Raw genomic sequence first — 25,927 nt, forward strand, 5'->3', positions numbered from 1 at the left:
TTGCGGCATACGGCGATCCGGTTTCACGATTGAGAGCGCCGTGCGCCTGAAAAGGCGCACGGCGTTTTGCGTAGCAGGCCATGTCGAGACTTCGTTTTCCGGCATAGCGGGAGTGCCGCATCGCGCCGCCGGAGATTGCCAATCACAGGGCCGGATTCTACACCATCTATTCACCGGATCGGTTGTGATACCCGCAACCGCGACCTAACCTTAACCCATCCGCTCGGACACATATTCTCCCGGCGAAGCGGGAAACACCACGGTCCGGTTTCCATTCAGGAAGACCCGGTGGTGAATATGGGCATGGATGGCGCGCGCGAGAACCTGGCTTTCAACGTCGCGCCCAAGGCTCACATAATCCATACCGCTCTGGGCATGGGTGACGCGGATCGTGTCCTGCTCGATGATCGGGCCTTCATCGAGGTCGGCGGTGACGTAGTGGGCGGTCGCGCCGATCAGCCGCACGCCGCGCTCATAGGCCTGCTTGTAAGGGTTGGCACCCTTGAAGGACGGCAGGAAGGAGTGATGGATGTTGATGATACGGCCAGACATTTCCTGGCAGAGCCGGTCCGACAGAACCTGCATGTAGCGCGCCAGCACCACGAGTTCCGCACCTGCATCGCGCACCACCTGCAGGATCGCCGCCTCGGCCTCCGGTTTCGTCTCCGGCGTGACGCGGATGTGGTGAAAGGGAATATCCTCGTTCACCACCTGCTTCTGATATTCGAGGTGATTGGAGATCACGGCGACGATCTCGACGGGCAGCGCGCCGATGTGGGAACGATACAGCAGATCGTTCAGGCAATGGCCGAAGCGTGACACCATGATCACGACTTTCGTTTTCCGCGAGAGATCGTGGATATCGTATTCCATGTCGAAATCGGCAGCGGCGGAAGCAAACCCGGCAACCAGAGCAGCGGGTTCCAGCCCCTCTTCCGAAACGAAGCTCAGCCGCATGAAAAAGCGGCCCGTCTCCAGATCGGTGAATTGCGAACTGTCGTTGATGTTGCAACCCGATCGCGCGAGATATCCGGATACGGCGGCGACGATGCCGCTGCGTGCCGGGCACGAGACTTTCATGACATAGCTGCTCAAATCCTGCTCCCTTGATGGATCAGCGATCGGGCAGATTGGCGGCGATGCCACCCTGCCCGATCATGGCTGATGAGACCGATAACGGCGTGTTACGCGCCGTAAATCGGAAAAGCGTCGCAAAGTGCTGCAACCTCGGCCCGCACTTCGGCTTCGACTGCGGCGTCGCCTTCGGCGTTGACGGCCAGCGCGTCGATGACGCGCAGGATCAGCGTACCGATCTTCTCGAACTCGGCTTCACCGAAACCGCGCGTGGTGCCGGCCGAGCTGCCGAGCCGGACGCCCGAGGTGACGAAGGGCTTTTCAGGATCGTTCGGGATAGCGTTCTTGTTGCAGGTAAGGCCTGCCCGCTCCAGTGCGATTTCGGCAACCTTGCCGGTGACGCCCTTCGGACGCAGATCGACCAGAACCATGTGGCTGTCGGTTCCACCAGAAACGATCCCCAGTCCGCCATCCGTCAACACTTTGGCCAGAGCCTGAGCATTGGCAATGACCTGACCGGCGTAATCGGCGAAATCCGGGCGCAGCGCTTCACCGAAGGCCACGGCCTTGGCGGCGATGACATGCATCAGGGGGCCGCCCTGATTGCCGGGGAAGACGGCCGAGTTCAGCTTTTTCGCCAGATCCGCGTCATTGGTCAGGATAAAGCCGCCACGCGGGCCGCGCAGGGTCTTGTGGGTGGTGGAGGTGACGACGTGGGCATGCGGCACTGGGTTCGGATATTTGCCGCCGGCGATCAGACCGGCATAGTGGGCCATGTCGACCATCAGATAGGCGCCTACCTCGTCGGCGATCTTGCGGAAACCGGCGAAATCGATCTGGCGCGGATAGGCCGAGGCGCCTGCGATAATCAGCTTCGGCTTCGTTTCCAGTGCCTTTGCACGCACCTTTTCCATGTCGATCAGATGCGTCTCGGCATCGACCTCATAGGAGACGACATCGAACCACTTGCCCGACATGGTCACCGGCGAACCGTGGGTCAGGTGACCGCCATGGGCCAGCGAAAGTCCCATGATACGGTCGCCGGGCTGAAGAAGCGCCAGAAACACCGCCTGATTGGCCTGCGCGCCCGAATGCGGCTGCACATTGGCGAATTCCGCGCCGAACAGCTGCTTCAGCCGGTCGATGGCGACCTGTTCGACCTTGTCGACGAATTCGCAGCCGCCGTAATAACGCTTGCCCGGATAACCCTCGGCATATTTGTTGGTCAGCACCGACCCTTGAGCGATAAGAACATCGTTGGAAACGATGTTCTCCGAAGCGATCAGTTCGATCTGGGTCTTCTGACGATCGAGTTCCTCGGCGATGGCATCGGCAATCACCGTATCGGAAACGGCGTTGTGTGACAGACGGTTGAGCATTGTTTTCTCCTCCAGGATCAGGCGGTTTCGGCGGCAAGTTCCTTGCAGCCGGTTTCAAGCAAATGGCCAAGATGCGGCGCGAAACTGTTCCAGATATCCATGCGGAACCGGTCAGGCGCATCGCGCCACAGCACCACGGTCACGCCGTCGAAAATCGTTCGGCGCGCTTGCCCGACCGGAATGGTGTCGATGTCGCGGGCGCAGCCGAGCGTCAAGAGTTCAGCGGCCTGCGGCCCTTCGATCGAGAGCGTCAACTCCCGTCCGGAAATATCGGCAAGGCTGTGCGGGTGGCCGGCATAGACGCCCGCGCAGGCCGCGATCAGTCTATCGATTTCACCGACAGGGGTAAGGATCGTCCATTCGTCCGGACCGAGGCACACGGCCTCAGTTTCGCCAGCAGAGGCACGGGCACCGATCCGGTCCGGCAAGGTGAGACCGAGGGCGGCGTTCAGCGGTGCCAGATCGCCGCGCGCGCGCAGCGACAGTCGCCCTTGCGCGGCCACGATGCTGACCCGGGCGGCTTTGCTTTCGGCCAGAATGCCAGAAGCGGGGGAGGAAACGCGCATATTCATTTTCATCTCCGGGTCAGATTTTCAGGCGGGTGTTTTCGGGATCGACAAACACCATGCCGGTGATTTTCGCGGCAATGGTACGCTCTGGCATAGGAATGTAGACGGTCTCGCCCATCCGCTCGTGGCCGCCTTCGACCAGCGCCAGCGCAATCGGCTGGCCGGCCGCGTCCGAATGGTAGGACGAGGTGACATGACCTACCATCTTCATCGGGATCGGCTGTTTCGGATCAAAGACGATCTGCGCGCCCTCTTCCAGCTTCGAACGATCCTCGGTCAGAAGGCCGACGAGATGCCTGCGGCCCTTGGCGACGAGATCTGGACGCGCCAGACCGCGCTTGCCGACGAAATCCGGCTTGGTCTTGCCCACGGCCCAGCCCATCGCGGCATCATACGGCGTGACGGTGCCGTCGGTGTCCTGACCGACGATGATGTAACCCTTTTCGGCACGCAGCACATGCATGGTCTCGGTCCCGTAGGGCGTGATGCCGTATTGCTGGCCGGCTTCCCACAGGGTTTCCCAGAGTTTGTGGCCAAGCGGGGCCGGCACGTTGACCTCGAAACCGATCTCGCCGGTGAACGAGACCCGGAACAGCCGCGCCGGTATTCCGGCCACCGTGCATTCCGCGCAGGACATGTGCGGGAAAGCCTCTTCCGTCAGCTCGATGCCTTCGACCAGCGGCGCGAGCAGCTTTGCCGCATTCGGGCCGTTCAGCGCAATGGTCGACCATTGCTCGGTGGTGGAGGTCAGCCAGACGTTGAGATCGGGCCATTCGGTCTGGAGGTAATCCTCCATCATGTTCATCACCCGCGCGGCACCGCCGGTGGTGGTGGTGACATGGAAGCGATCCTCGGTCATGCGGCCGATGACGCCGTCGTCACGGATGAAACCGTCATCGCCCAGCAACAGGCCGTAGCGGCAGCGGCCCGGCGCAAGTTTCGACCATGGGTTGGTGTACATGCGGTTCATGAACTCGACCGCATCGGGACCGACGACCTCGATCTTGCCGAGCGTCGAAGCGTCGAACATGCCGAGGCTTTCCCGCACCGCGCGGCATTCGCGACCGACGGCGGCGTCCATATCCTCGCCCGGTTTGGGGAAATACCAGGCGCGACGCCATTGGCCGACCGGCTCGTAAACCGCGCCATGCACTTCCGCCCACGGGTCGATCTGCGTCTTGCGGGTCACCTCGAAATGCTGGCCGCGATGATACCCGGCGAAGGCTCCGAATGTCGTCGGCGTATAGGGTGGCCGGAAGGTGGTCAGGCCCACTTCCGGCTGGCGCTTGCCGAGCGCTTCGGCAGCGATGTTCAGGCCGTTGATGTTGGACATCTTGCCCTGATCGGTCGCCATGCCGTTGGTGGTGTAGCGCTTGACGTGCTCGATCGAGCGCATGCCCTCGCGCACGGCCAGCCGCAGATCCTTGGCGGTCACGTCGTTCTGGTAATCGACGAAAGACTTGGCCTTGCCGGCATCGCGATCGCTCGGCAGTTCGGTCAGCGATACGCCGCTACCGGTGCGGTCGTGCTCCACCGAATAATTGCTGGCATCGCCCGTCTTGCCGAGCGCCGCAGCGATCTTTCGGCCCTGTTCGGCGCCATCATTCAGCGCCGCCGCAATGCCCCAAAGCCCGCGCCCGGCACCGGCAATCGCGCAATCCTCATTGGTCGTGGCCGGCAGGAAGGTCGTCCGTTCGTCATCCCAGGCAATCTTGCCCTGCGTGTGGGAAAACAGATGCAGTGACGGCGTCCAGCCGCCCGACATCAGCACCGCGTCACAGGCGATTTCCTGCCCCACACCGACCATGGATCCATTGACCGGGTTAACGCGGATCGATTTGACACGCAGCCGCCCCGAAGTCGCCGTGACCGTGTGCGACAGCCGCACCGGAATGCCGAGCGCGCGGGCCTCGTTCACCAGCTCTTCCCGCACCTGAGCGCGGGTATCGACAATCGCCTGAACCCGCGCGCCTGCTCCTTGCAGATCGAACGCCGCATACCAGGCGCTGTCATGGCTCGTCACCACCACCGGACTGTTGCCGACCCTGACGCCATAGCGGTTCAGATAGGTCTGGGCGGAGCCCGCCAGCATCACGCCCGGCCGGTCGTTGCCATGGAAGACCAGCGGCTTTTCGAGCGCACCCTGCGCCAGCACCACATGGCGGGCACGGACCCGCCACAGGCGTTCGCGCGGCACATCCTGCGGCAGCGTTTCGAGATGGTCTGTCAGCTTTTCGCAGAGGCCGATCATGTTCTGGTGGTAATAGGCAATCGCCGTCGTGCGGGTCATGATCCTGACGCCGAGATCCTTCAGCGCCCTCAACTCGTCCGCAAGCCAGTTCCATGCCGGCTGGCCGTTGATCAGCGCCTGCGGCTCGGACAACAAGGTGCCCCCGGCTTCTGCATTTTCATCGACCAGAACGACCTTGAGGCCATCGACCGCCGCCGCGCGCGCGGCGCTCAGACCTGCGGGACCGGCGCCGACGATCAGCACGTCGCAATGCAGGTTGCGCGAGGCATAGGTATCGGGGTCTTCTTCGGTGGGCGAGACGCCGAGACCGGCCGCCGCGCGAATGAAGGGCTCATAGACCTTGTTCCAGAAGCTCTTCGGCCACATGAAGGTCTTGTAATAGAAGCCCGCCGAAAACAGCATATAGGCCATGTCGTTGACCGCGCCCACGTCGAATTTCAGGCTCGGATATTTATTCTGCGAGTTGGTTTCCAGCCCGTTCCAGATTTCCTGCACCGTGGCGCGGGTGTTCGGCTCGAACCGGCCGGAACCGCGACGGGTGCCGATCAGCGCATTCGGCTCCTCGGAACCCGCCGCTACAGGGCCGCGCGGGCGGTGGTATTTGAACGAGCGGCCCATCAGATGTACGCCGTTGGCCAGAAGTGCGGAGGCGACGGTATCGCCCTTTACGCCGCGATAGATCTTGCCATCGAAGGTGAAGATCACCGGCTGGGCGGCATCCACCCGGCCACGGCCGGAAACGCGATAGGAGTTCATTTCGACACCTCGGAGCTGGCAATATTGGAAAGGGAGGCAAGCTCAGGGCGAGGTTCGCCCGCCCGGTAGGTCGTCAGGAAACGGTCGCTCACCGTGTCGCGCACGGCGTTGAAGAAGCGGCCGCAGCCATGCAGGTGCCGCCAGCGTTCGAAATGCGGTCCCTTGGCGTTTTCCCGGATGAACAGGAACTCCTCCCACTGCGCGTCGGTCTGCGACGACGGATCGGTCACACGGGTGATATGGGCCTGCCCGGCATAGGTGAATTCGGCCTCGGGCAGCGTTTCGTGGCAATAGGGGCAACGGATCAGCAGCATGGGTTAGCTCCTCAGTGCGCCACGGCAGCGGCGGCTGCCTCGTCGATCAGGCGGCCGGAGCGGAAACGCTCCAGCGTGAACGGCGCGTTGATCGGGTGCGGTTCGTTCTTGGCGATGGTCCAGGCGAAGGTGTGAGCAGCGCCCGGCGTGGCCTTGAAGCCGCCCGTGCCCCAGCCGCAATTGACGTAAAGCCCGTCGACCGGCGTCTTGCCGAGAATGGCCGAGCGATCCGGCGTGACATCGACGATGCCGCCCCATTTGCGCAGCATCCGCATGCGGTTGAAGATCGGAAAAATCTCGACGATCGCGGCGATCGTATGTTCGATCAGCGGCAGGCCGCCGCGCTGAGAATAGGAGGTGTATTGGTCCGTGCCCGAACCGATCACCAGCTCGCCCTTGTCGGACTGGCTGATATAGGCATGGACCGCATTCGACATCACCACACAGGGGAAGATCGGCTTGATCGGTTCCGACACCAGAGCCTGCAGCGGATAGCTTTCGAGCGGCAGGCGAACGCCTGCGGTATCCATCACCACCGATGTATGACCGGCGGCCGAAACTGCGACCTTCTTCGCCTTGATGAAGCCCCTCGCCGTCTCGACGCCCGCGACGGAACCGTCGGCGTTGCGGCGAATGGCGGTGACCGGGCAGTTCTGGATGATATCGACGCCACGGGCGGCAGCACCGCGCGCATAACCCCAGGCAACGGCATCGTGGCGCGCCGTGCCGGCACGTTCCTGAAGCGCACCGCCCATCACCGGATAGCGGGCATTCGGCGCAATGCTCAAGGGCGGGCAATATTCCTTGCATTCTTCAGCGCTCAGCCAGCGATTATCGACGCCGTTCAAACGGTTGGAATGAATGTGGCGCTTGAAGCTTTGTACGTCGTGGACGTTATGCGCCAGCATCAGCACGCCGCGCCGCGAATACATGACGTTGTAGTTCAGTTCCTGGCTCAGGTTTTCCCACAGATCGACGGCGTGATCGTAGAGACGGGCACTTTCGTCGTAGAGATAGTTGGAGCGGATGATCGTGGTGTTGCGGCCGGTATTGCCGCCGCCGAGCCAGCCCTTGTCGATGACCGCGACATTCGTGATGCCGTGCTGGCTGGCCAGATAATAGGCAGCACCAAGACCGTGGCCACCGGCCCCGACGATCACCACGTCATATTCGGCCTTGGGCTGGCTGTCGGGCCATTGCTCGTCCCAGTTTTTGTGGCCGGTCAGGGCATTCCGCAATAGATTGAAGGCATTAAAACGCGTCATGAGCGGGCCTACTGGTTGGAAAATCTCGGTATTCGAAAGCCTACGGACATTTATCCCGCCAGGGCTGGACAATCGCGTCTCTTTGGATGAATATTTGCGCCATGATCTCTCAACGCGTCAAGAAACGCCTCAGCGTCGCCTTCCTGCTTGCCGACCGGTTCACGCTGTCGGCTTTCGCAAATTTTGTCGATGTGCTGCGCCTTGCCGCCGACGAGGCCGATCGCTCCCGGCCTATCCTGTGCGAATGGTCGGTGCTGTCAGCGACGCTCGGCAATGTGCAATCGAGCTGCGGCGTCAAGGTCCAGCCGGATACGCGGCTCCACGACGCAACGCATTACGACTATATCGTCGTTGTCGGCGGATTGATCAGCGACCACAGCGCCTTGTCGCCGGAGGCGCTGCGGTTCCTGAAAGACCGCGCGGCGGCCGGCATTCCCATCGTCGGGCTCTGCACCGGCGTTTTCATTCTGCACGAGGCGGGCCTGCTGGACGGTTATCGCTGCTGCGTGAGCTGGTTCCACCATCAGGATTTTCTCGACCGCTTCCACGCCGAGCAAATGGTCTCCGACCAGCTTTTCGTCATAGACCGCAATCGCCTGACCTGTTCGGGGGGCCATGGTGCTGCGCATCTGGCGGCGTTCCTTGTGGAGCGCCATGTCGGCCAGTCGGCCGCTATCAAGAGCCTCAACATCATGATGATCGACAGTGCGCTCAGCGGCGAAAAGCCCCAGCCCGGCCAGCAGAGTGCCAGAACGGCAACCGATCCCGTGGTTAGAAAAGCGATCCTGCGGATGCAGCAGAACATTGAGGTTCCGAGAACGGTGCTGGAACTCGCGCGCGATCTCGGCCTTGGCCGCCGCAGCCTCGAACGGCGTTTTCTCGGAGACCTCAAGGCGACGCCCTCCAAGGTCTATCTCGAGCTTCGGCTGGATCGCGCCCTTTCCCTTCTGCGCACCACGCGCGACCCGATCACCCAGATTGCGCTCGCCACCGGTTTTTGCGACGCGCCGCACCTTTCCCGCACGCTCCGCGCCGAGCGCGGCTTCAGCCCCAGCGAATATCGCAAGACGCAGATCGGCCACTCGGCGTCCGACGAGGAGTTTGCTGTCGGCGTGCTGTTGCCGCAACTCTGAGTGTTTTCTGTTGGCCCGCCAAAGGCCGAATGCCGCAAAATAAGTGAACGCGATATAGCCAGAACTCTGCATCCCGGTGTAAATACCCTCATCCTGTCGATGGAAACCGTGGGGGCATGGGATGAATTCGGAGCGTCGTGGCGTTCTCGCGCTTTTAGGTGGTCTTGTGCTGGGAAGGCCGTCCGTCGGCAAGGCCGCGAATAACGTTCCGGCAGTTGCCGAATCCCGTTCCGAATACAAACCACGCCATGTCCTTTGTTTTCTCGGCCCGGAAAATGGTCTGGCGACGCTGCAACAGAGCGCTCGCGCCGCCATCGATAAATTTGCCAGCGATTTCAGCCTCGATGAGGAGTATTCGCAGGATGAGCCTGATGACCGGATGGAACGGTCTTTCAATGTCTGCTGGGATCGTGTCGACCCGGACGCCTATCAGGAGAGTGACGAGGAGGCAGTCGCCGGACACGGCTCGGTTCTTTATGTGCTTGGTCCGTCAATGGCGACGGAAACGGCCGTGGCGACATGCGGGAAAGCCCTGATGTTCGTGCAGTACATGCTCGATAACGGCGCAATTGCCGTAAAGGGTGAAAGCGCAGGCGTTGCCCATGGCGTGCAGCGGTGGAAGGAACTCTTCGAGCAATCGCGCCGTGACGCAGCCGCAAACGATGCCCTGGCATTCGCCAGAACCTGCCGTCTCGCTTTCGCACGACGCCCCATCGGCGGCGATGCCGACGGGATGGGGAGCGTCGGCTTTCATCTGGTCGGGTTGCCCGACGTGGAGGTGCATTTCACCCGAAAAGATGAGGAGCAGCCCTCCACCAATACCGAGCAGCTGAAAATCGCCGCGCTGATCGACGACATCGCCGATCAAATGACCCGCGAAGGCGTTGAAACGGCCTTGAAGGCTCGTCATGCCGACCTGTCCGACGACGAGCGGTATGAGGAAGACCAGTATAAATTCAATCCGTTCGGTGTCGCGACCATTCAAGACTATAAGCTTTGACGCCCTGCGGGGAGGCTTGCGGCTACCGCGGGTGCCGGGTCGCTCTCTCCCGGCACAAGCTGCATGGGCCAGATGCAATCGCGCGCCTGATCGGGGTAAAACGGCGCATAAGCCGGCATGGTCGACAGGAGAGTCTGGGCGACCGTCACGCCGAGATCATGCAGGGACATGCGGAAACTGGTCAATCGCGGCTCCAGAAACTGGCCACGCGGACCATCGCGAAAACCGATGACCGCGAGATCCCGCCCCGGTTTCAGACCGACTTCCGCCAGACGGCGATAAAGGCCAAGCGCCATCATTTCATAGATCAGCACAAGCGCGGTTGGCCGGGGTCGCATTTGCAGCCACTCGCTGGCGGCGTGATATCCGCCCTGCTCGCTCGATTTCGCCCGGATGACCAGAGACGGATCGTAAACGATGCCGTTTTCCTCCAGTCCGCGCCTGTACCCTTCCATGAAAACATAACCGAGATTGACATCGCTATCGGGTGCGGCAACCGCAATGGTGCGATGGCCGGCAGCCGCGAGCCGGTTGACGGCGCTGTACGCAACCTCTTCGAAGTCGAGATCGATCCAGGCATGGTCGGCGCTGGAGGAAGTGCGGCCGAGCGTGACGAAAGGCAAGCGGGTCTGCTTTAAAAAATCGATACGCTTGTCGATACGGCGGGTCGAAGAAATGATCATCGCATCCACTATGCGGCGCGCCACCATGCGCTTGAGATACTCGTCCGGGTCTTCATCGCCTGGGCATGGCAGAACGATGAGATCGAGATTGTGAGCGGAAAACACGCTTTGCAAACCATCCGTCACCCCCATGAAGAAGTTGTCGGAGTTCTCCACCGTCTGCGCGTCGCTGCCGGTCATCAGGCCGATAACGTTGGTGGTCCCCTGCCGGAGGCTGCGGCCGGACTGGTTGGCGACATATCCAAGCTTTTCCGCCGCTTCCAGAACGCGCCGCCGTGTTTCCTCGTTAACGTCTGGCTTACCGTTCAAGGCACGGGAAACGGTGCCTATCGATATCTCCAGATAATCGGCAAGCTGACGAATTCCTTTCATGCACTCCCCCTCCTGAGCCGGGTACGCAATCTGCGTCCCCGATAACGGTATTGACATATCTAACATGATCAGCCTAGTGTCGTAAACGTTTACGACGCTCTGCGCAAAGAGGAGTTTTGCCCAGAGACCGGGGAGAGAAGATGATATACAATGCCGTTTTATGCGGATGCGGAGCAATGGCCAAAGGCTGGCTGCGCGCCATTCATTCGACGCCGGAGATTTTTGGCGCGATCAAGATCGTCGGCCTGGTCGATCTGAACGAAGACACGGCACGCGCGCTTGCCGAAGAATTCGCCCTCACCGATGTCATCACCGGCACCGATCTTCGCGACGTTCTCGCACGGACGAAAGCCGACATCCTGTTCGATATCGTCATTCCGCAGGCACGGTTCGCTGTTGTCGCAGCCGGTCTTGAAGCCGGGTGCCATGTGCTTAGCGAAAAGCCGCTTGCCGCATCGATGGAAGAGGCTGCAACGCTGGTGGAACTGGCGAAAAAAGCCGGTAAAATTCATGCCGTGGTGCAAAACCGGCGCTTTATCTCCGGCATCAGGCGGTTGCGCCGTGCCGTGGAAGATGGCGTCATTGGTGATTTGACAGCCATTCATTGCGATTTTTTCTTAGGCCCCCATTTTGGCGGCTTCCGCGAGGAGATGAAGAACGTTCTCCTTCTCGACATGGCGATCCACACCTTCGATGCGGCGCGTTTCGTCGCCGATGAAAAGCCTCTCTCCGTATATTGCGTGGAGAAAAATCCGGCCGGCTCCTGGTACGCACACGGGGCAAGCGCCAATGCCATATTCGAATTTTCCAACGATGTGATCTTCACCTATCGCGGCTCCTGGTGCGCGGAAGGCGAAAGAACCAGCTGGGAAGCCCGCTGGCGGCTGATCGGCTCCAAGGGCATGATCCTCTGGGATGGGGAAGACAATTTCTCCGCCTCCGTGGCCGGCGAAGAGCCGGGTCTTCTGCGTGGATTCAAGACCGTAAACGTTTCCGATAGTATTTCCGAGAAGGATACGCATGGCCACGCCAGCGTCATACTCTCGTTTCTTCAATCCATCCGCACCGGCGAGATGCCGGAAACGGCCTCATTCGACAACATCAACAGCCTGGCCATGGTGATCGGCGCGATCGAAAGCGCCCGCATCGGCCAGCGTGTTTCCATCGCAGCATAAGGACCGACAGACGTGAGCAATCCGGCAAAATCCATCCGCATCGGCACCATGGTCAGCGCCACCAAAGGGCAGGCGGCTGAACGCATCGGGCAGATAGCCGATCTCGGTTTCGAAAGCTTCGAACCGTTCTTCTGGCAGACGACCAACGGTCAGGACCTTGCCGATCTGGGCAAGCGCTGCCTTGACGCGATCGGCGACCGCGACATCACCATCGGCACGCTCGGCATGTTCGGCAACCCGCTGGAGGAGACCGAGATCGACCTCCAGACGTTGCAGGGCTGGAAAGACTGCATCGACAACGCCCATCATTTCGGCGCAACCTGCGTTGCGGGTTTCACCGGCCGGCTGCGCGGAAAGCCGCTGCCCGAGAGCCTGCCCCGTTATAAGGAAATCTGGAGCGAGCTTGCCAAGAGGGCAGCGGACAAGGGCGTGAAGATCGCTTTTGAAAATTGCGCCATGGACGGCAACTGGCAGACCGGCGACTGGAACATCGCCCATAATCCCGACGCGTGGGAACTGATGTTCAACGAAACGCCGGACGACAATATCGGCATCGAGTGGGAACCCTGCCACCAGATGGTCTATCTCATCGACCCGCTGCCGCAGATCCGCAAATGGGCCGACAAGATTTTCCATGTGCACGGCAAGGATGCGACCATCCGCTGGGATGTCATTCGCGAGCACGGTATTTTCGGCAAGGAAAAATTCGTTTTCATGCGCACGCCGGGTTTCGGCGACAGCAACTGGACGGACGTTATTTCGGAACTGCGCCTGGCCGGCTGGTCCGGCTCGATCGACATCGAAGGCTGGCATGACCCGGTCTACCGCGACGAGCTGGAAATGACGGGACAGGTGCACGGCCTGAACTATCTGAAACATTGCCGGGGCGGCGAATTTGTCGTCGATCCCACTTGAAAGAACGGAAGCCTTTGGGAGAAGGCTTCCAGCAGTTGCAGAGACGATAACCAAGAGGAGGAGATTATGATGGGTATCGCGAAATGCATGATGGCCGGTGCGCTTGTTCTGGCAAGCGTATCCGCCGGTGCGATGACGGCGCATGCGGAAGATGTGACCTTGACCTTGTGGTCGCTGGACAGGGATATCCAGCCGGCGCCGAACCTCGTTAACGAGTTCAACAAGCTCAATAACGGCATCAAGATCGAATATAGGCAATTGCAGTTCGATGATGTGGTGAGCGAGTCCATGCGTGCCTACTCGACCGGCAACGCACCCGACATCATCGCCATCGACAATCCCAACCACGCCATGTTCGCCGCACGCGGCGCCTTTCTCGACGTGACGGATATGATCGCCAAGTCGGATGTCATCAAGACCGAAAACTATTTTCCGGGTCCGCTGAAATCCGTGACCTGGGACGGCAAATATTTCGGCGTTCCGAAAGCGACGAATACGATTGCCCTCTACTACAACAAGGACCTGTTCAAGGCAGCCGGTCTCGATGCGGCAAAACCGCCGCAGACCTGGGAGGAGCTGGTGGACGCTGCCCGCAAGCTCACCAACCCTGCCAAGAATGTTTACGGCATCAGCTTCAGCGCCAAGGCCAACGAGGAAGGCACCTTCCAGTTCCTGCCCTGGGCGCAGATGGCCGGCGCCACCTACAAGAACATCAATACCGATGGCGCGGTAAAGGCGCTTGATACGTGGAAGCTTCTGCTGACCGAGAAACTGGCCTCGCCGGACACGCTGACGCGCAGCCAGTGGGATTCCACCGCCACCTTCAATGCCGGCAACGCAGCCATGGCGATCTCCGGACCATGGGAAATCGACCGCATGCTGAAGGACGCCAAGTTCGACTGGGGCGTGACGCTGCTGCCGGTTCCGACGCCTGACGCGCCACGGTCTTCGGCCATGGGCGACTATAACTGGGCTATCTTCTCCAAGACCAAACATCCGGCCGAGGCCTTCAAGGCGATCGAGTTCTTCGCCTCGCAGGACAAGGACATGTTCAAGAACTTCGGCCAGTTGCCGGCACGTTCCGATATTCCGGTTCCGCCCACCGGCAATGCACTGAAGGACGAGGCGCTCAAGACCTTTATCGAGCAGCTCAAATATGCGCAACCGCGCGGTCCCTCGCCTGAATGGCCGAAGATTTCCAAGGCCATCCAGGACGCCATCCAGGGCGCCCTGTCGGGTCAGATGACACCGAAGGCAGCGCTTGATCAGGCCGCTGAAAAGATAAAGCTGATCGAAGGCTGATCTATCTGGGCGGGCGGCCGGGTTCATCCGGCCTCCCATCCACGGGGTTCCTCCCGGTGGGGCCGCTCGCTGTGATATGCAGCGGCGGCCCCGATCGGAGCTTGAGAGGATGTTTCATGAAAAAACTGTTTTCCAGCGTCAGCGACGGTCGTGGTTTCGACCTCATCCTCGTCGCTTTTCCTTTGGGTTTCCTGTTCGTCATGGCGGGGCTGCCGCTCATCTACAACATCGTCATGAGCTTTCAGGAAGTCGACATGTTCAGTCTGGGCACCTTCGTGCGCCCGTTTGTCGGTTTCCGCAATTATGTCGATCTGTTCCGGCAGCCTGAAACCCTACCGATCCTGTTCAACACCGTCACCTTCGTCGTCGCCTCAATTGCCGGGCAATTCGCCATCGGTTTCGGCCTGGCGCTGTTCTTCTGGGTGAATTTCCCCGGCGCCAGCTGGCTGCGCGGGCTGTTCCTCGTCTCCTGGGTCATGCCCGGGCTCGTCGTCGGTGCGATCTGGAACTGGATATTGTCAGGCGATTTCGGCGTACTGAACTTCTTCCTGCGCGAAAGCGGCATGATTTCCGCAAACATTTTCTGGCGATCGGATGCGAATTTTTCGCTCTGGGCCGTCGTCATCGCCAATATCTGGCTCGGCACCTCGTTCAACATGATCCTTCTCTCGGTTGGCCTCGCCTCCATTCCCGGCGATCTTTACGAGGCGGCTGAACTGGACGGCGCCAGTGCCTGGCAGCGCTTCTACACCATCACCTTGCCGATGATGCGCTCCACCATCGGTGCGATCGTTTCGCTCGGCCTGATTTTCACGCTCCAGCAATTCGATCTTTTCGCCGCCATCACCGATGGCGGGCCCAACAACAGTTCCAACGTGGCGCAATACTGGGCCTGGGATCTGTCGTTCCGACAATATGATTTCGGCAGGGGCGCAACGATCTCCGTCATCATGATCGTTTTCGTCATGCTGGCGTCCGTCGTCTATGTGCGCTCGACACGGCATGAGGTGCGCGGATGAGTATCACGACCCGCAACCGGTTGATGCTGGCGATCGCCATCGTGCTTGCCATCATCTATCTCTTTCCGCTCTACTGGATGTATCTGACTTCGCTCAAGAGCGGCTCAGAAATGTTCGCCAACCCGCCGGGCTTCTGGCCGGCCGATCCGCAGTGGCAGACCTTTGCCTATGTGTGGCAAAGTCGCAATATGGGGCGTTATCTGTGGAACTCGGTGCTCATCGCCACAAGTGCGGTGGCGCTGATTACCGTGCTCGGCGTCGGCTGCGCCTATGTGCTGGCGCGGTATCGCAACGTCTGGGTGGATATCGGCCTGTTCCTCATCCTCATGCTGCAGGTTCTGCCGGCGTCCCTGATGATTACGCCGATCTTCGTCGGCTTCTCGCAAGTGGGTCTGCTCGACTATCCCCGCCTGTCGGTCATCCTCGCCATTGCGGCGAAAAGCATGCCCTTCTTCGTGGTGCTGGTGCGCGCAACCTTCATGGCGGTTCCCCAGGAACTGGAAGAAGCAGCCCTGGTGGATGGTAATTCCCGCGTCGGCGCCTTTTTCAACATCGTGCTGCCACTTGCCAGAAACGGCATCCTCGTCAGCGCCATCCTCATTTTTATGCAAGCTTTCGGGGAATTCGTCTATTCGAAATCGATGATCCAGGCGGCTGAACTACAGCCTGCCAGCGTCGGCCTCAATTCCTTCATGGGCCCCAACACCAGCGAATGGAACAACATCATGGCCTATGCGACCATGTATGTGACACCCATTCTTGCCCTGTTCATTCTCTTGCAGCGCCGCATCGTTTCCGGCCTGACCTCGGGAGCGCTAAAATGACCCTTCAGATCGAACTTTCCGGCGTAAACAAATATTACGGTGCCTTCCACGCGCTGAAGGACATCCATCTTTCCATAAAGAAAGGCACCTTCGTCGCCCTGGTCGGCCCGTCCGGCTGCGGAAAATCCACCCTGCTGCGTTCGCTGGCGGGGCTGGAGACCATATCGAGCGGCGACATGCGCATTGCAGGCACGCTGATGAACGGCGTGCCGCCGCGCAAGCGCGATGTGGCAATGGTGTTCCAGTCCTACGCGCTCTACCCCCATATGACGGTGGAAGAAAACCTGACCTATTCGCTGCGCATGCGCGGCGTGGCAAAGGCGGAAGCCCGCAAGGCGGCGGAGGACGTTGCCGTCACGACCGGCCTCTCAAAGCTGATGAAACGATACCCGCGCGAACTTTCCGGCGGCCAGCGTCAGCGCGTTGCCATGAGCCGGGCGATCATTCGCAATCCGCAGGCATTCCTGTTCGACGAACCGCTCTCCAATCTCGATGCGGCGCTGCGCGTGCATATGCGCAAGGAAATCCGCGCGCTTCACGACCGCCTGCACGCAACCTCGGTCTATGTCACCCATGACCAGATAGAGGCGATGACGATGGCGGATCACGTCGTCGTCATGCGGGACGGCGTGATCGAGCAGCAGGGTACGCCGCTGGAACTATACGACCGCCCCGTCAATCGCTTTGTCGCAGGCTTCATCGGTTCGCCGGCCATGAATTTCATTCCGGCGACGGCCAGCGCGGACGGCGTTTCGCTTCAGCTGCGTTTCGGCGAAAACGAGCCGGAGCAGCCCATCAAAAGCCCGACTTCATTGCCACCCGGCAAACGCGTCATCGTCGGCATCAGGCCGGAACATATCCGGCCCGTAACAGCAACCGGAGCGGCGCTGACATTGCCCGTTTCGGCGGTGGAAACGACCGGTTCGGCCACCTTCCTCACGCTCGGTACCTCGACCGAAGTGGTCATCGCGATACAGGGACGCAGCGAGGTCAGGGCCGGTGAAGTCATCGGCCTCGATATCAACCCGTCCGACATGCATTTGTTCGATGAGGAAACGGGGGCCGGTCTCGGAGGCCGGTGAACCGAAGAACACCAGGCACGCGGATCGGAGCCGATTTTACGGCCGGAGCGCCGATCCCTTGCACCGCCGGACGCAGGCAATCAAATTGTTCATCGCGGACCAGTGAGCGTCCGCGATGAGGCAAAATTCAGCGCCCCATGACTATGTCGAGAATGCTTCGACGCGCGGTCGCGGCGGTGGCGGTGGCCCGACCAACTTCACGGGCAGCGATGGCGGGCGAACCGGAGCCATCAATATCCACCCACCGACCGGCATGTTCCGTGGATTGACGCTTGAGGTAGGTATAGGGCGTTTCGTCCCAGCGAAAGATCTTCGTTTTCATATTGTCGAGGATGAAATCTCCCCGATCCGTCCTGACCGTTAGAACGGCGTGACCCTCACCCCGTTCGTCCCGGACGACCGTGATCAAGAGATCGGAAACCGGCAAACCCGCCTCCATAAGCCGCTTGCGCTTCTCCAGTGCAAGATCCTCGCAGTCTCCAGCACGATTATAAGGGTATTCCCAGTAGTCCTCGTAACCCCACACTTCCATGTCGGTACGCTGGTCGATTTCGACATTGACGGCACTGTTGACCGAAACGAGGGTCGCCCAGAGATCGGGAGTAAGATTGAGCGGCGGTGTGGCCTTCACCGGCTGGCATTCAGCCGAATGCCGCTGGCAGAAGTCGTAGTGCCCGATGGGCTGCGACGTGATCTTGCCCGTCTGCATCGAAGGAGATGCCTGCACCGGTGCAGCCAAACCTGCGACGGCCAGAATGAAACATGCGTGCAGCAATTTGATGAGATGGGTCATGTTCGTCTCCTGACGACATGACCTATCGGCGGCGGTTTGAGGTCACATGAAACAAAACGCTCGACTTTTAACGAACCCGATGATTCCGGTCCCCACGGTTCCGGCAGAGCGTGGCCCTGCCGGAAGATCGTGCGTGAAGCGGCGGCAATGGAACGGCCAACAACGGGAAAGTGAGCGGCCTGAACTTGCCACGCGCGGACGGCCTGCCTATTAAAGGCCCGTCACCGCAACAACACTCCACATCATAGAGAACGCTGCATGAGCCTGTTTGCGAAGTCCACCCGCGCGGCCGCTGTCATTCTGGCGCTGGCCTGCCTGCCTTCATATGCCGCAGCGCAGCAGATGATCGTCGTGCCTGCCGGAAACCGGTCGGCCGAACAGCCGGAAATACCCCAGGCCTCGGCGATCAGGACCAGGGCGTTCTCCACGACCTATGAGGAAAAATTCCGCAAGACGGTCGATCTTCTAAACAGCGAGCCGGGTCTTCTCGGCAAGATCAAGAAGGCGGCGGCGGCTTACGGCATCGATCCGATCCACATCGTCGGCGCCATCGTCGGGGAACACACTTTCAACGTCACGGCCGTGGACCGCTTGCAGACATATTACGTCAAGGCCATTTCCTATGCGGAACTCGATATAAAGTTCAGCTATCAGGGCGTTTCCCTGAAGACATTTCTCGAACGGCCGGAATTCGGCTCCTGCGAGGCTCTGCCGACGACTTCCGAGCAATGGAGCTGCCGCGATACTGTCTGGGACGCCAGTTTTCGGGGCAAGACCGTCGATGGCGTGACCTATGAGGCATTTTCGTTCCAGCGGGCCTTCTTTCAGCCCTTCTATGCCGGACAGACCTTTGGCCTTGGACAGATCAGCCCGTTGACGGCCCTGCAGGTCACCGATCTGGTGAACAGGACCAGCGGCCTGCCGAAACTCTCCGCAGACAGGCCAAAGGAAATTTACCGCGACGTCATGGATCCCGACCGAAGCATCACCTACATCGCCGCCATTCTAAGAGACTCCATCGACGCCTACAGGGAAAAAGGCTTCGACATTTCCGGCAATCCCGGCATCACCGCCACCCTCTACAATGTCGGCCAACCGCGCCGGCGTGCCGAACGTCTGCGGGCGGCCGTAGATGCCGGCGCAAAAAAGCTTCTGCCGGTCGAAAACTACTATGGATGGCTGATCAACGAGCGCCTTGACGCTCTGAGAAACATTCTCGACGGCAAGGCCGTCGATCAGCGGACGACCTCGGATATTGGTGGGAAAACGCGATAACAGGCCCGGCAATAATGTCTCCCCACTCGATTGGAATAGGCGACGCCGTGTGGCCTGTGATATCAGTCCTACGGGTTTCGCAACGGGGAAGTTGAATGGCGAGAGGGTTCGTGACAGCCGAAGAGGTGGCGAAAAAGGCCGGTGTCTCGCGCTCCGCCGTCTCGCGTACCTTCACCCCCGGCGGCAGCGTATCGAAGACCGTCCGGCGCAAGGTGCTGAAAGCGGCGCAGGAACTCGGCTACCGCGTCAACCGTCTGGCGCAGGGTCTCAACAATGACCGCTCCAACCTCATCGGGGTCGTTGGAGCCAATCTCAGCTCTCCATTCATTTCAAAGCAGCTCGATCTCCTCAGCATCGGCCTTCTGCGTCGCGGTCTGCAATGCCTGTTGCTGAATGCGGCCGACGCCCGCAAGGACATCGCACCACTGATCGAGCGTCTCTTCGAGTTTCGTGTCCAGGCTATCGTCGTTTTGTCCGGCGAGCCGCCCGCCTCGATCATAGACGAGTGCATCGCCAACGGCGTGCGCCTCATCCTCATCAACCAGCGTCTCGACCGCACCGATACGAATATGGTGCTGAGCGACGATTCCCACGGCGCCGATCTCGCCGCCCTGCGGCTCGTGGCGGCAAAATGCAGGAAGGTCGCAGTCGTCAGGAGCGGCAGCGAGACACCCGCCCAGCTGCGCCGCGCCGGTGCTTTCACCCAGCGCATGACCATCGAAGGCATCGAGGTCGTTGCCTGGTCGGACGGACCGACAAGTTATGACAGCGGCTATCAGGCCGGCTGCGAATTGCTGGCGGACAAGACCATCGACGGAGCTTTCTGCGTGACCGATCTGCTGGCGCTGGGCTTCATGGATGCGGCGCGGCTGGAGAAGGGCCGCCGGATACCGGAAGATCTGTCGATCGTTGGTTTCGACGATATCCCGCAGGCGAGTTGGAAAAGCTATCAGCTGACAACCGTTGCCCAGTCATTGGATGTGCTGACCGAGAAAGTCCTGACCGCTCTCGACAGTAACGAGCCGGAAACCCGGCTTCAGGTCGTGCCCGTTTCCATGATCGAGCGTCTCACGGCACGCTAGAACACGCCTGCACTCTTCATCTCTATATATCCCCTGCGATCCCGGTGGCGCAAAGATTATGCGTCACACCGCGACGGGTTCATCTGGCAGTGCAAGCCGAAGCTCGAGAGGCCGCGCACCGGCTTCGGCCCGGTCGAGAAACAGGCCGAGGGAACCGAAGAAGATTTCGAGGAAGCTCTTGATGGAACCGTCGTGACCATTGGCGTCGCGCCCGAAGCGGTCCGCCAGCATCCGGTAAAGGGATAGCCGTTGAGGCTCGATATACCGCAACGCCAGATCGGCGCCCTGACGCAGGCAGTACCAGTCGGTGATAAGCTCGAACATCTGCAAATCCGCATCGCATGGGGCAATGCTCATTCCTCCAAGCAGACCGACAACATCCTGCACGGTTTTATCCGCGATAGCCGCCAAAATCTCCGCCGGCCATTCCCTAGGGAAATAACGGCACCGGATCAGCGCCCGCTGGTGATCGAGCAGAAAATCACCGTAATTGCCCGCCGCAAACGCCCTGTCCCCGGTTTCACCGGCAAGCGCGGTTTCCTGAGCATAACCCCGGGAAAGCCGCGCGTTCACCGGCAAACCGGCCATCTCCACCGTCTCCACGGCAATTTCATGCCGCGACGGGTGCACGACCTTGAAGGCAGGCGGAAAGGCGACCAGCGACGGCACGGCGATATTGGTGAGGGAATTCTCCCCCACCCCGCGCCGGGTCACCCCTTCCACATGCAGATGGCCGCTGAAATGGACGGTAAGCCCGGCCTGTAGCAACGCATCCTCCACCGCCTTGCGCGGCATGCGCCGCACGGCAGTGGTTTCCCCGAACAACGCGCTTTCGGCAGCACTCGCGCCATCGAAAGGGTCGAGCGCCGGATAGTGGGAAAAGCCGAGCAATGTCTTGCCGAGCGCCTGTGCCCTCTCGCGCACATCGGCGATCCAGTCGATGATGAAGGGCTTGCAGCGCAAAAGCGCATTCCAGCCTCCGGCGGTGCTATCGATGAATGCCGCCTCCTCGCCCCTCTCAAAGGTGCCGTCGCGCGGTTCGAAAATATTGGCGTCGATCATCATCAGCCAGAGACCCGGCTCCGGCTCGACGAGATAGGAAGCGTCCATCAGCCGGTAAACATTTTCGCCAGCTGGCGAGTGCACGTCGTAAAGGCGGTCTTCCGGTGCATCGGACAGGCCGAACGGCGTTTCCCAATGCAGATAGTCCGGCTGCCGGAAATAGCCGAAAGCGGCCATCGGTTCGAGGCCGCTGGAATAACCCTCGCAATACATCCGGTCGCTGAAAACCACCCGCTCGCCAGCCAGCCGCGCATCGCTCGAAACGGCGAGGCTTTTGCCGTTCTCCGTCAGGAATTCCTTGGTTTGATGCCGGCCCTGCGGCCCGAAAATATCGTGGTTTCCAGGCAGCGCATAAAAGGCGGTGCCATGGGCATCGCGATGACGTTCCAGAATACCCTTCAGCGTTTCCGTGGTCGCCCGTTGGCCATCGTCGGTATAGTCACCAAGCAGCACCACATGGCGAATACCGCGCTGCCGCACTTCTTCGAGCGCAGCATGCAGCGCATCCGCGCTTTCGTTGAAAACCCGGGTGGATTCGCGTGTATCCGACCAGCTGCGCATGGTGAAACGCTGGCCATCGATCTCGATGCCGGGAAAGCCGAAATCGGCCGCCGTGTCATGGAAATGCGCGTCGGCAATGACGGCAACGGAGGGGAGAGTGCGTGTCAGCATGATTGCTCTGTCTTTCCGACCGCCTTCGCCGATGCTCTCACGAAATTCGCAAGGCAGGCATAAACGGGTTCATCCATTTCATGTCTCCATGCGGCCCGCCGCTGATCAGACAGCTTGCCGCTTGGCCAAGGGTATATTCGACGCCCGGCTGACGCCGCTCGCAACGCCGGAAGCGGCGGCCAGCACCGGCCCGCCGTCCCTCAGACTGCCAATCTCTAGGAAAGGGCAGACCTCGCCGCCAGCTTCGCTGACGAGTAGCAAACCTGCAAGACAATCCCATGAATTCATGTGCAATTCGAGATAGGCATCGGAGCGGCCATCGGCCACATAGGCAAGCGCCAGCGCACCGGAGCCGGCGCGGCGCACATTGGTGCCCATATCGAGCAGGTTCTTGACGACATCAAGATAGATGGCATTTTCCACCCGGGTCGACCATCCCATTTCGATCGAGGCCGCATCGAAACGCTCCGTCTTAGCGACCCGGATCGGTTGCCCGTTGCGCGTCGCCCCCTCGCCGCGACGGGCGAAATAAAGTTCATCCAGAGCTGGATTATAGATCGCACCGATCTCAGTTCGCCCATTTTCGACATAGGCAATGGAGATACAGAAATGCGGAATACCACGGGCAAAATTCGCGGTGCCATCCACGGGATCGACGACCCAGACGCGGTCGCCGATCACCCCGCCGCCCTCTTCACCGAAAAAACTGTCCTCGGGAAAAGCGGCCGCGATCGCGCCGCGAATATGCGCTTCGGAGGCCGCATCCGTCACCGTCAGAAAGTCCTGTGGCCCTTTCATCGAGAAGCTGCGTGTCGCCTCGCCCTGAAAGCCTTTCAGCACCAATTCGCCTGCGGAAAAAACAACATTGCGGCACAGTTCGGCACGGGCCGCCAATGTATCCGGATAGGGCATCTGATCCATGCGCAACAACCTCTTTCAAATCTTGAACACGCGCTCATACTGCACACGCGTTCAATTTTTTCAAGCGCGATTTGTAACTGATCGCATGCTGGACGTCATAGCGATCAATTTGTTTCCAGATAGCCAGTTTTCCGCAAGATCATGCGGAGCGTGATGGAACGGTTTCGCAATGGACGAGTTCCTGTCCTGTAACCCTAGCAGGAGGAAAAACAGTGGATCACACCAATCATGTACGCCTCGTCGAAACGGAACTGACCCCATCCGTGCTGGAAGGTGCGACCGTTTATGGCGCAGATGACCACAAGGTCGGCAAGGTCGATCATGTTCATGGCGTCGGGGCTGGCAGCACTGCGATCATCGACGTCGGCGGTTTTCTCGGCATCGGCGCAAAACCTGTCGCCGTCCCGCTCAGCGATCTCGATTTCATGCGGGACGAGGACGGCGATGTCCACGCGGTTACCTCATGGACGAAGGACCAGCTCAAGGACATGCCTGAGCACCGTCACTAAAAATAACGACAAACCTCTCCCCATTCGGCCTTGGCTTGCTCGAGGATTTATGGAGGAGAGGTTTTCGTATTTTATCGGCGAAGGTTGCGGGACAACCCCCTGTCAGACGGCCAGGAACCCGCCGTCGATAGGCAAAACCGCCCCGGAAATCATACCGCTATCATCCGACAGAAGCAGTGCGATGCTCTGCGCCACATCTTCGGCCTCAGCGAACCGCCTGAGCGGATGGCGGACCATCATCGGTTCGCTTTTTGCAGGATCGTTCCATGCTTCCGCAGCCAGTTCGGTGAGCGTGATGGTCGGCGCGACAGCGTTGACGCGAATGCCGTGCGGCCCGAGTTCTTTGGCGAGGACACGGGTTGCCCCTTCCAGTCCGGCCTTCGAGGCGGCATAGCAGAGATGATCCTGAAAGCCGCGATGACCGGCAATCGAGGTGATGTTGACGATTGCACCACCGCCGCCCTTTGCGATACGGGCGCGAGCGAATTCCTGGCATGTGACGAGAGCAGCGCGCAGGTTGATGCCCAACACGGCCTCATAACCTTCGTCGCTCATATCAAGCACGCTTTCGAGCACATTGACGCCCGCGCTGTTGATCAGAAAGTCGCACGGACCCGCCTGCGCCATCGCCGCCCGCGTTGCAGCAACATCGGCGAGATCGACGCGGATCGAGCGGCCGCCGATTTCGCTTTTCAGACTGTCGAGATCGGACTGCGTTCGGCTGATTGCCACGACTTCAGCGCCGCGTGCAGCCATCAGGATGGCGCAAGCGCGACCAATACCCTTTCCTGCGCCGGTGATGATGACGGATTTTCCGGAAAACTGCATGGAATCCTCTTTATTTTGCGGCCATGGCGGCCGGACGATGTAAGTCTGTGGCGCTTCAGGAATGGTTTGCGGAACGAATGGCGCGCGCCGCATTTTGCAGCGTCAGAAACGCTTCGTAACGAGACTGGTGCATCTGCTGGAACGCGGCGTCCGGTGCCGAGCATTTGGCGATACGCGACATGGCGGGCATGGCGGAAATCAGGTCGGGATAGGTCCCGGCGGCAACCGCGCCAAGCATCGCCGATCCGAGCAGCACAGGCTCCTCACATTCGCTCAGCTCGACGGGAAGACCGGTCGCATCCGCCAGCAACTGTCTTGCAAGCGGATGGGCGCCCGCGCCGCCGCTGACACTGATCGTTTCCACCGGAGCGCCATGGCGCGCCTGCGTCTCGATGATCTGGCGAAGCCCGTAACCAAGGCCGAGAAGCCCCGCCACATAAAGTGCGACAAGGGAATCCACACCCGTCTCGGTGCCGTAACCGGCGATGACGGCCCGCGCATGGGGATCGGCGAAGGGCGCGCGATTGCCGAGGAATTCCGGCACAACATGAAAATTCTCGGCAATCCGCACTGCTGCGGAAGGGGATGCGACCGATGCCAGCGCGCGGTCGGCCAGCCATGCGGGCAATGATTTGCCTTCTCTTTCGGAAAGCGCTTTCGCCTCGGCAAAGGCCGGGTGCAATTGCACCAGATAATCGATGGCCGCACCGGCGGCGGATTGACCACCTTCATTGAGCCATACGCCGGGAACCATGGCGGAATAATAGGGACCCCAGACACCCGGCACGAAAGCGGGCTCAGAGGTGGTCGTCATGGTGCAGGACGAAGTGCCGAAGACATAACCAAGGCATCGCGAGGCGTCGCCGCCCGCAGCCACCGTCCCGACACCACCGGCGTGGGCATCGATCAGACCGGCGGCAACGGCGGTTCCTGCAACCAGCCCCATGGCTTTTGCGGCTTCGTCCGTCAATCCTTCGCCTAACGCCGTGCCGGGATGGACGACGCTTTCACCGATACGGCGAAAACCTTGCTCCGCCAGATCGCCAAGCCCAATGGCGCTGAAATACTCCGCGTCCCACCGTTCTTCATGGGCGAGATAGGTCCATTTGCAGGTTACCGTGCATGCAGAGCGATCGAGCGCGCCCGTGGCCTTCCAGGTGAGGAAGTCGGTCAGGTCGAAGAAATGCTCTGCACGCGTATAGATGTCCGGCCTGTTTTCGCTAAGCCACAGGAGTTTGGGCGTCTGCATTTCCGGAGAAATACGGCCGCCGACATATTTCAGGACGGCATGTTCGCCCGCATTTATCCGTTCCGCCTGTTCGACGGCCCGGTGATCCATCCAGACGATGATGTCGCGCTCTGGATGATCCGGCGCGCCGACCGGCAAGGTCTCATCGCCAAGTCCGCGCACCACGAGCGAGCAGGTGGCATCGAAGCCGATGCCAACCACGGCTGCCGGATCGATGCCGGCGTGCGAGACACTTTCCCGCACGCTGTCGCAAACGGCTTTCCAGACCTCATCGCTCGATTGTTCGGCAATGCCGCCATCCTCGCGGTGCATCGTGATCGGGCGCTTGGCGGTGGCCAGAAGCCTGCCCGCCACATCGAAGACACCGGCGCGTGCGGAGCCGGTCCCGACATCGACGCCAATCAGGTAGGAAGCCATTTTCGA

Annotated in this window: 23 protein-coding genes; 11 read left to right on the top strand and 12 right to left on the bottom strand. The window is 60.5% G+C overall.

Translation table 11 applies throughout. The annotated features are described in order from the left end of the window. Positions 1 to 210: 210 nt before the first annotated feature. The 6 genes from purU to RS75_RS10155 all read right to left on the bottom strand — a co-directional run bounded on the left by purU (position 211) and on the right by RS75_RS10155 (position 7,608). Positions 211 to 1,080, bottom strand: coding sequence for a formyltetrahydrofolate deformylase (gene purU, locus RS75_RS10130; RefSeq protein ID WP_407691532.1), 870 nt, complete (start codon positions 1,078 to 1,080; stop codon positions 211 to 213). A 104-nt stretch (positions 1,081 to 1,184) separates the two neighbouring features. Next, positions 1,185 to 2,453: a serine hydroxymethyltransferase gene (glyA, locus tag RS75_RS10135; protein WP_045019954.1), complete on the bottom strand. Its 1,269-nt coding sequence runs from the start codon at positions 2,451 to 2,453 to the stop codon at positions 1,185 to 1,187. 17 nt (positions 2,454 to 2,470) lie between these two features. After that, positions 2,471 to 3,025 carry a sarcosine oxidase subunit gamma family protein gene (gene soxG / locus RS75_RS10140; protein ID WP_045020206.1) on the bottom strand — a complete coding sequence of 185 codons (555 nt, stop codon included), beginning with the start codon at positions 3,023 to 3,025 and terminating at the stop codon, positions 2,471 to 2,473. 13 nt (positions 3,026 to 3,038) lie between these two features. Next, positions 3,039 to 6,029, bottom strand: coding sequence for a sarcosine oxidase subunit alpha (locus RS75_RS10145; protein WP_045019955.1), 2,991 nt, complete (start codon positions 6,027 to 6,029; stop codon positions 3,039 to 3,041). Next, the gene (locus tag RS75_RS10150; RefSeq protein WP_045019957.1) at positions 6,026 to 6,343 is read right to left on the bottom strand and encodes a sarcosine oxidase subunit delta; all 318 of its coding nucleotides are present in this window, start codon (positions 6,341 to 6,343) and stop codon (positions 6,026 to 6,028) included. The genes RS75_RS10145 and RS75_RS10150 overlap by 4 nt, the downstream gene beginning before the upstream one ends. Before the next feature lie 11 nt (positions 6,344 to 6,354). Continuing rightward, positions 6,355 to 7,608 (bottom strand): sarcosine oxidase subunit beta family protein, encoded by a 1,254-nt coding sequence (locus tag RS75_RS10155; RefSeq protein ID WP_045019958.1) that lies wholly within the window; start codon positions 7,606 to 7,608, stop codon positions 6,355 to 6,357. Between the two features lie 86 nt (positions 7,609 to 7,694). Here RS75_RS10155 and RS75_RS10160 point away from each other — a divergent pair, with 86 nt between their 5' ends. Next, complete coding sequence (locus tag RS75_RS10160; protein WP_045019961.1) at positions 7,695 to 8,741, top strand: GlxA family transcriptional regulator; 1,047 nt, start codon at positions 7,695 to 7,697, stop codon at positions 8,739 to 8,741. A 121-nt stretch (positions 8,742 to 8,862) separates the two neighbouring features. Beyond that, positions 8,863 to 9,741 carry a hypothetical protein gene (locus RS75_RS10165; protein WP_045019963.1) on the top strand — a complete coding sequence of 293 codons (879 nt, stop codon included), beginning with the start codon at positions 8,863 to 8,865 and terminating at the stop codon, positions 9,739 to 9,741. On the opposite strand, the gene RS75_RS10170 is transcribed toward RS75_RS10165, so the two are convergent. Continuing rightward, positions 9,729 to 10,796, bottom strand: coding sequence for a LacI family DNA-binding transcriptional regulator (locus RS75_RS10170; RefSeq protein ID WP_045019965.1), 1,068 nt, complete (start codon positions 10,794 to 10,796; stop codon positions 9,729 to 9,731). The two genes, RS75_RS10165 and RS75_RS10170, sit on opposite strands and share 13 nt — an antisense overlap. Positions 10,797 to 10,936: 140 nt before the next feature. On the opposite strand from RS75_RS10170, the gene RS75_RS10175 reads away from it, so the two are divergent. From RS75_RS10175 to RS75_RS10200, 6 genes are all read left to right on the top strand, one after another. Continuing rightward, positions 10,937 to 11,971 carry a Gfo/Idh/MocA family protein gene (locus RS75_RS10175; protein ID WP_045019967.1) on the top strand — a complete coding sequence of 345 codons (1,035 nt, stop codon included), beginning with the start codon at positions 10,937 to 10,939 and terminating at the stop codon, positions 11,969 to 11,971. A 12-nt stretch (positions 11,972 to 11,983) separates the two neighbouring features. Further along, on the top strand, positions 11,984 to 12,886 hold the full coding sequence (locus RS75_RS10180; protein ID WP_045019969.1) for a sugar phosphate isomerase/epimerase family protein: 903 nt from the start codon (positions 11,984 to 11,986) through the stop codon (positions 12,884 to 12,886). 69 nt (positions 12,887 to 12,955) lie between these two features. Next, positions 12,956 to 14,188 (top strand): ABC transporter substrate-binding protein, encoded by a 1,233-nt coding sequence (locus tag RS75_RS10185; RefSeq protein ID WP_045020208.1) that lies wholly within the window; start codon positions 12,956 to 12,958, stop codon positions 14,186 to 14,188. A gap of 116 nt (positions 14,189 to 14,304) precedes the next feature. Further along, entirely contained in the window at positions 14,305 to 15,207 is a 903-nt protein-coding gene (locus tag RS75_RS10190) for a carbohydrate ABC transporter permease (protein ID WP_045019971.1), read from the top strand. Beyond that, positions 15,204 to 16,031: a carbohydrate ABC transporter permease gene (locus RS75_RS10195; protein WP_045019973.1), complete on the top strand. Its 828-nt coding sequence runs from the start codon at positions 15,204 to 15,206 to the stop codon at positions 16,029 to 16,031. Before RS75_RS10190 ends, RS75_RS10195 begins: the two co-directional genes overlap by 4 nt. Beyond that, positions 16,028 to 17,113, top strand: a complete 1,086-nt coding sequence (locus tag RS75_RS10200) for an ABC transporter ATP-binding protein (protein WP_045019975.1) — start codon at positions 16,028 to 16,030, stop codon at positions 17,111 to 17,113. Before RS75_RS10195 ends, RS75_RS10200 begins: the two co-directional genes overlap by 4 nt. Positions 17,114 to 17,240: 127 nt before the next feature. On the opposite strand, the gene RS75_RS10205 is transcribed toward RS75_RS10200, so the two are convergent. After that, entirely contained in the window at positions 17,241 to 17,906 is a 666-nt protein-coding gene (locus tag RS75_RS10205) for a transglutaminase-like cysteine peptidase (RefSeq protein WP_045019977.1), read from the bottom strand. A gap of 258 nt (positions 17,907 to 18,164) precedes the next feature. On the opposite strand from RS75_RS10205, the gene RS75_RS10210 reads away from it, so the two are divergent. Together RS75_RS10210 and RS75_RS10215 are read left to right on the top strand one after the other, a co-directional pair. Next, positions 18,165 to 19,181, top strand: a complete 1,017-nt coding sequence (locus RS75_RS10210) for a DUF1402 family protein (RefSeq protein ID WP_045019979.1) — start codon at positions 18,165 to 18,167, stop codon at positions 19,179 to 19,181. Between the two features lie 95 nt (positions 19,182 to 19,276). Beyond that, entirely contained in the window at positions 19,277 to 20,263 is a 987-nt protein-coding gene (locus RS75_RS10215; RefSeq protein ID WP_045019981.1) for a LacI family DNA-binding transcriptional regulator, read from the top strand. A gap of 63 nt (positions 20,264 to 20,326) precedes the next feature. Here the strand turns inward: RS75_RS10215 and RS75_RS10220 are convergent, their stop codons facing one another. Next, positions 20,327 to 21,997 carry a metallophosphoesterase family protein gene (locus RS75_RS10220; protein ID WP_045019983.1) on the bottom strand — a complete coding sequence of 557 codons (1,671 nt, stop codon included), beginning with the start codon at positions 21,995 to 21,997 and terminating at the stop codon, positions 20,327 to 20,329. Positions 21,998 to 22,102: 105 nt separating this feature from the next. After that, positions 22,103 to 22,918 carry an inositol monophosphatase family protein gene (locus RS75_RS10225; protein ID WP_045019985.1) on the bottom strand — a complete coding sequence of 272 codons (816 nt, stop codon included), beginning with the start codon at positions 22,916 to 22,918 and terminating at the stop codon, positions 22,103 to 22,105. Positions 22,919 to 23,130: 212 nt separating this feature from the next. Between RS75_RS10225 and RS75_RS10230 the strand changes: the two genes are divergently transcribed. After that, positions 23,131 to 23,427, top strand: a complete 297-nt coding sequence (locus RS75_RS10230) for a PRC-barrel domain-containing protein (protein WP_003522015.1) — start codon at positions 23,131 to 23,133, stop codon at positions 23,425 to 23,427. A gap of 102 nt (positions 23,428 to 23,529) precedes the next feature. Here the strand turns inward: RS75_RS10230 and RS75_RS10235 are convergent, their stop codons facing one another. Beyond that, complete coding sequence (locus tag RS75_RS10235) at positions 23,530 to 24,255, bottom strand: SDR family oxidoreductase (RefSeq protein WP_045020210.1); 726 nt, start codon at positions 24,253 to 24,255, stop codon at positions 23,530 to 23,532. Between the two features lie 55 nt (positions 24,256 to 24,310). After that, positions 24,311 to 25,921: an FGGY-family carbohydrate kinase gene (locus RS75_RS10240; RefSeq protein WP_045019990.1), complete on the bottom strand. Its 1,611-nt coding sequence runs from the start codon at positions 25,919 to 25,921 to the stop codon at positions 24,311 to 24,313. Between the last annotated feature and the right edge of the window lie 6 nt (positions 25,922 to 25,927).

Origin of the sequence: Rhizobium nepotum 39/7 (assembly GCF_000949865.1) — a bacterium.
GTDB lineage: Bacteria > Pseudomonadota > Alphaproteobacteria > Rhizobiales > Rhizobiaceae > Agrobacterium > Agrobacterium nepotum.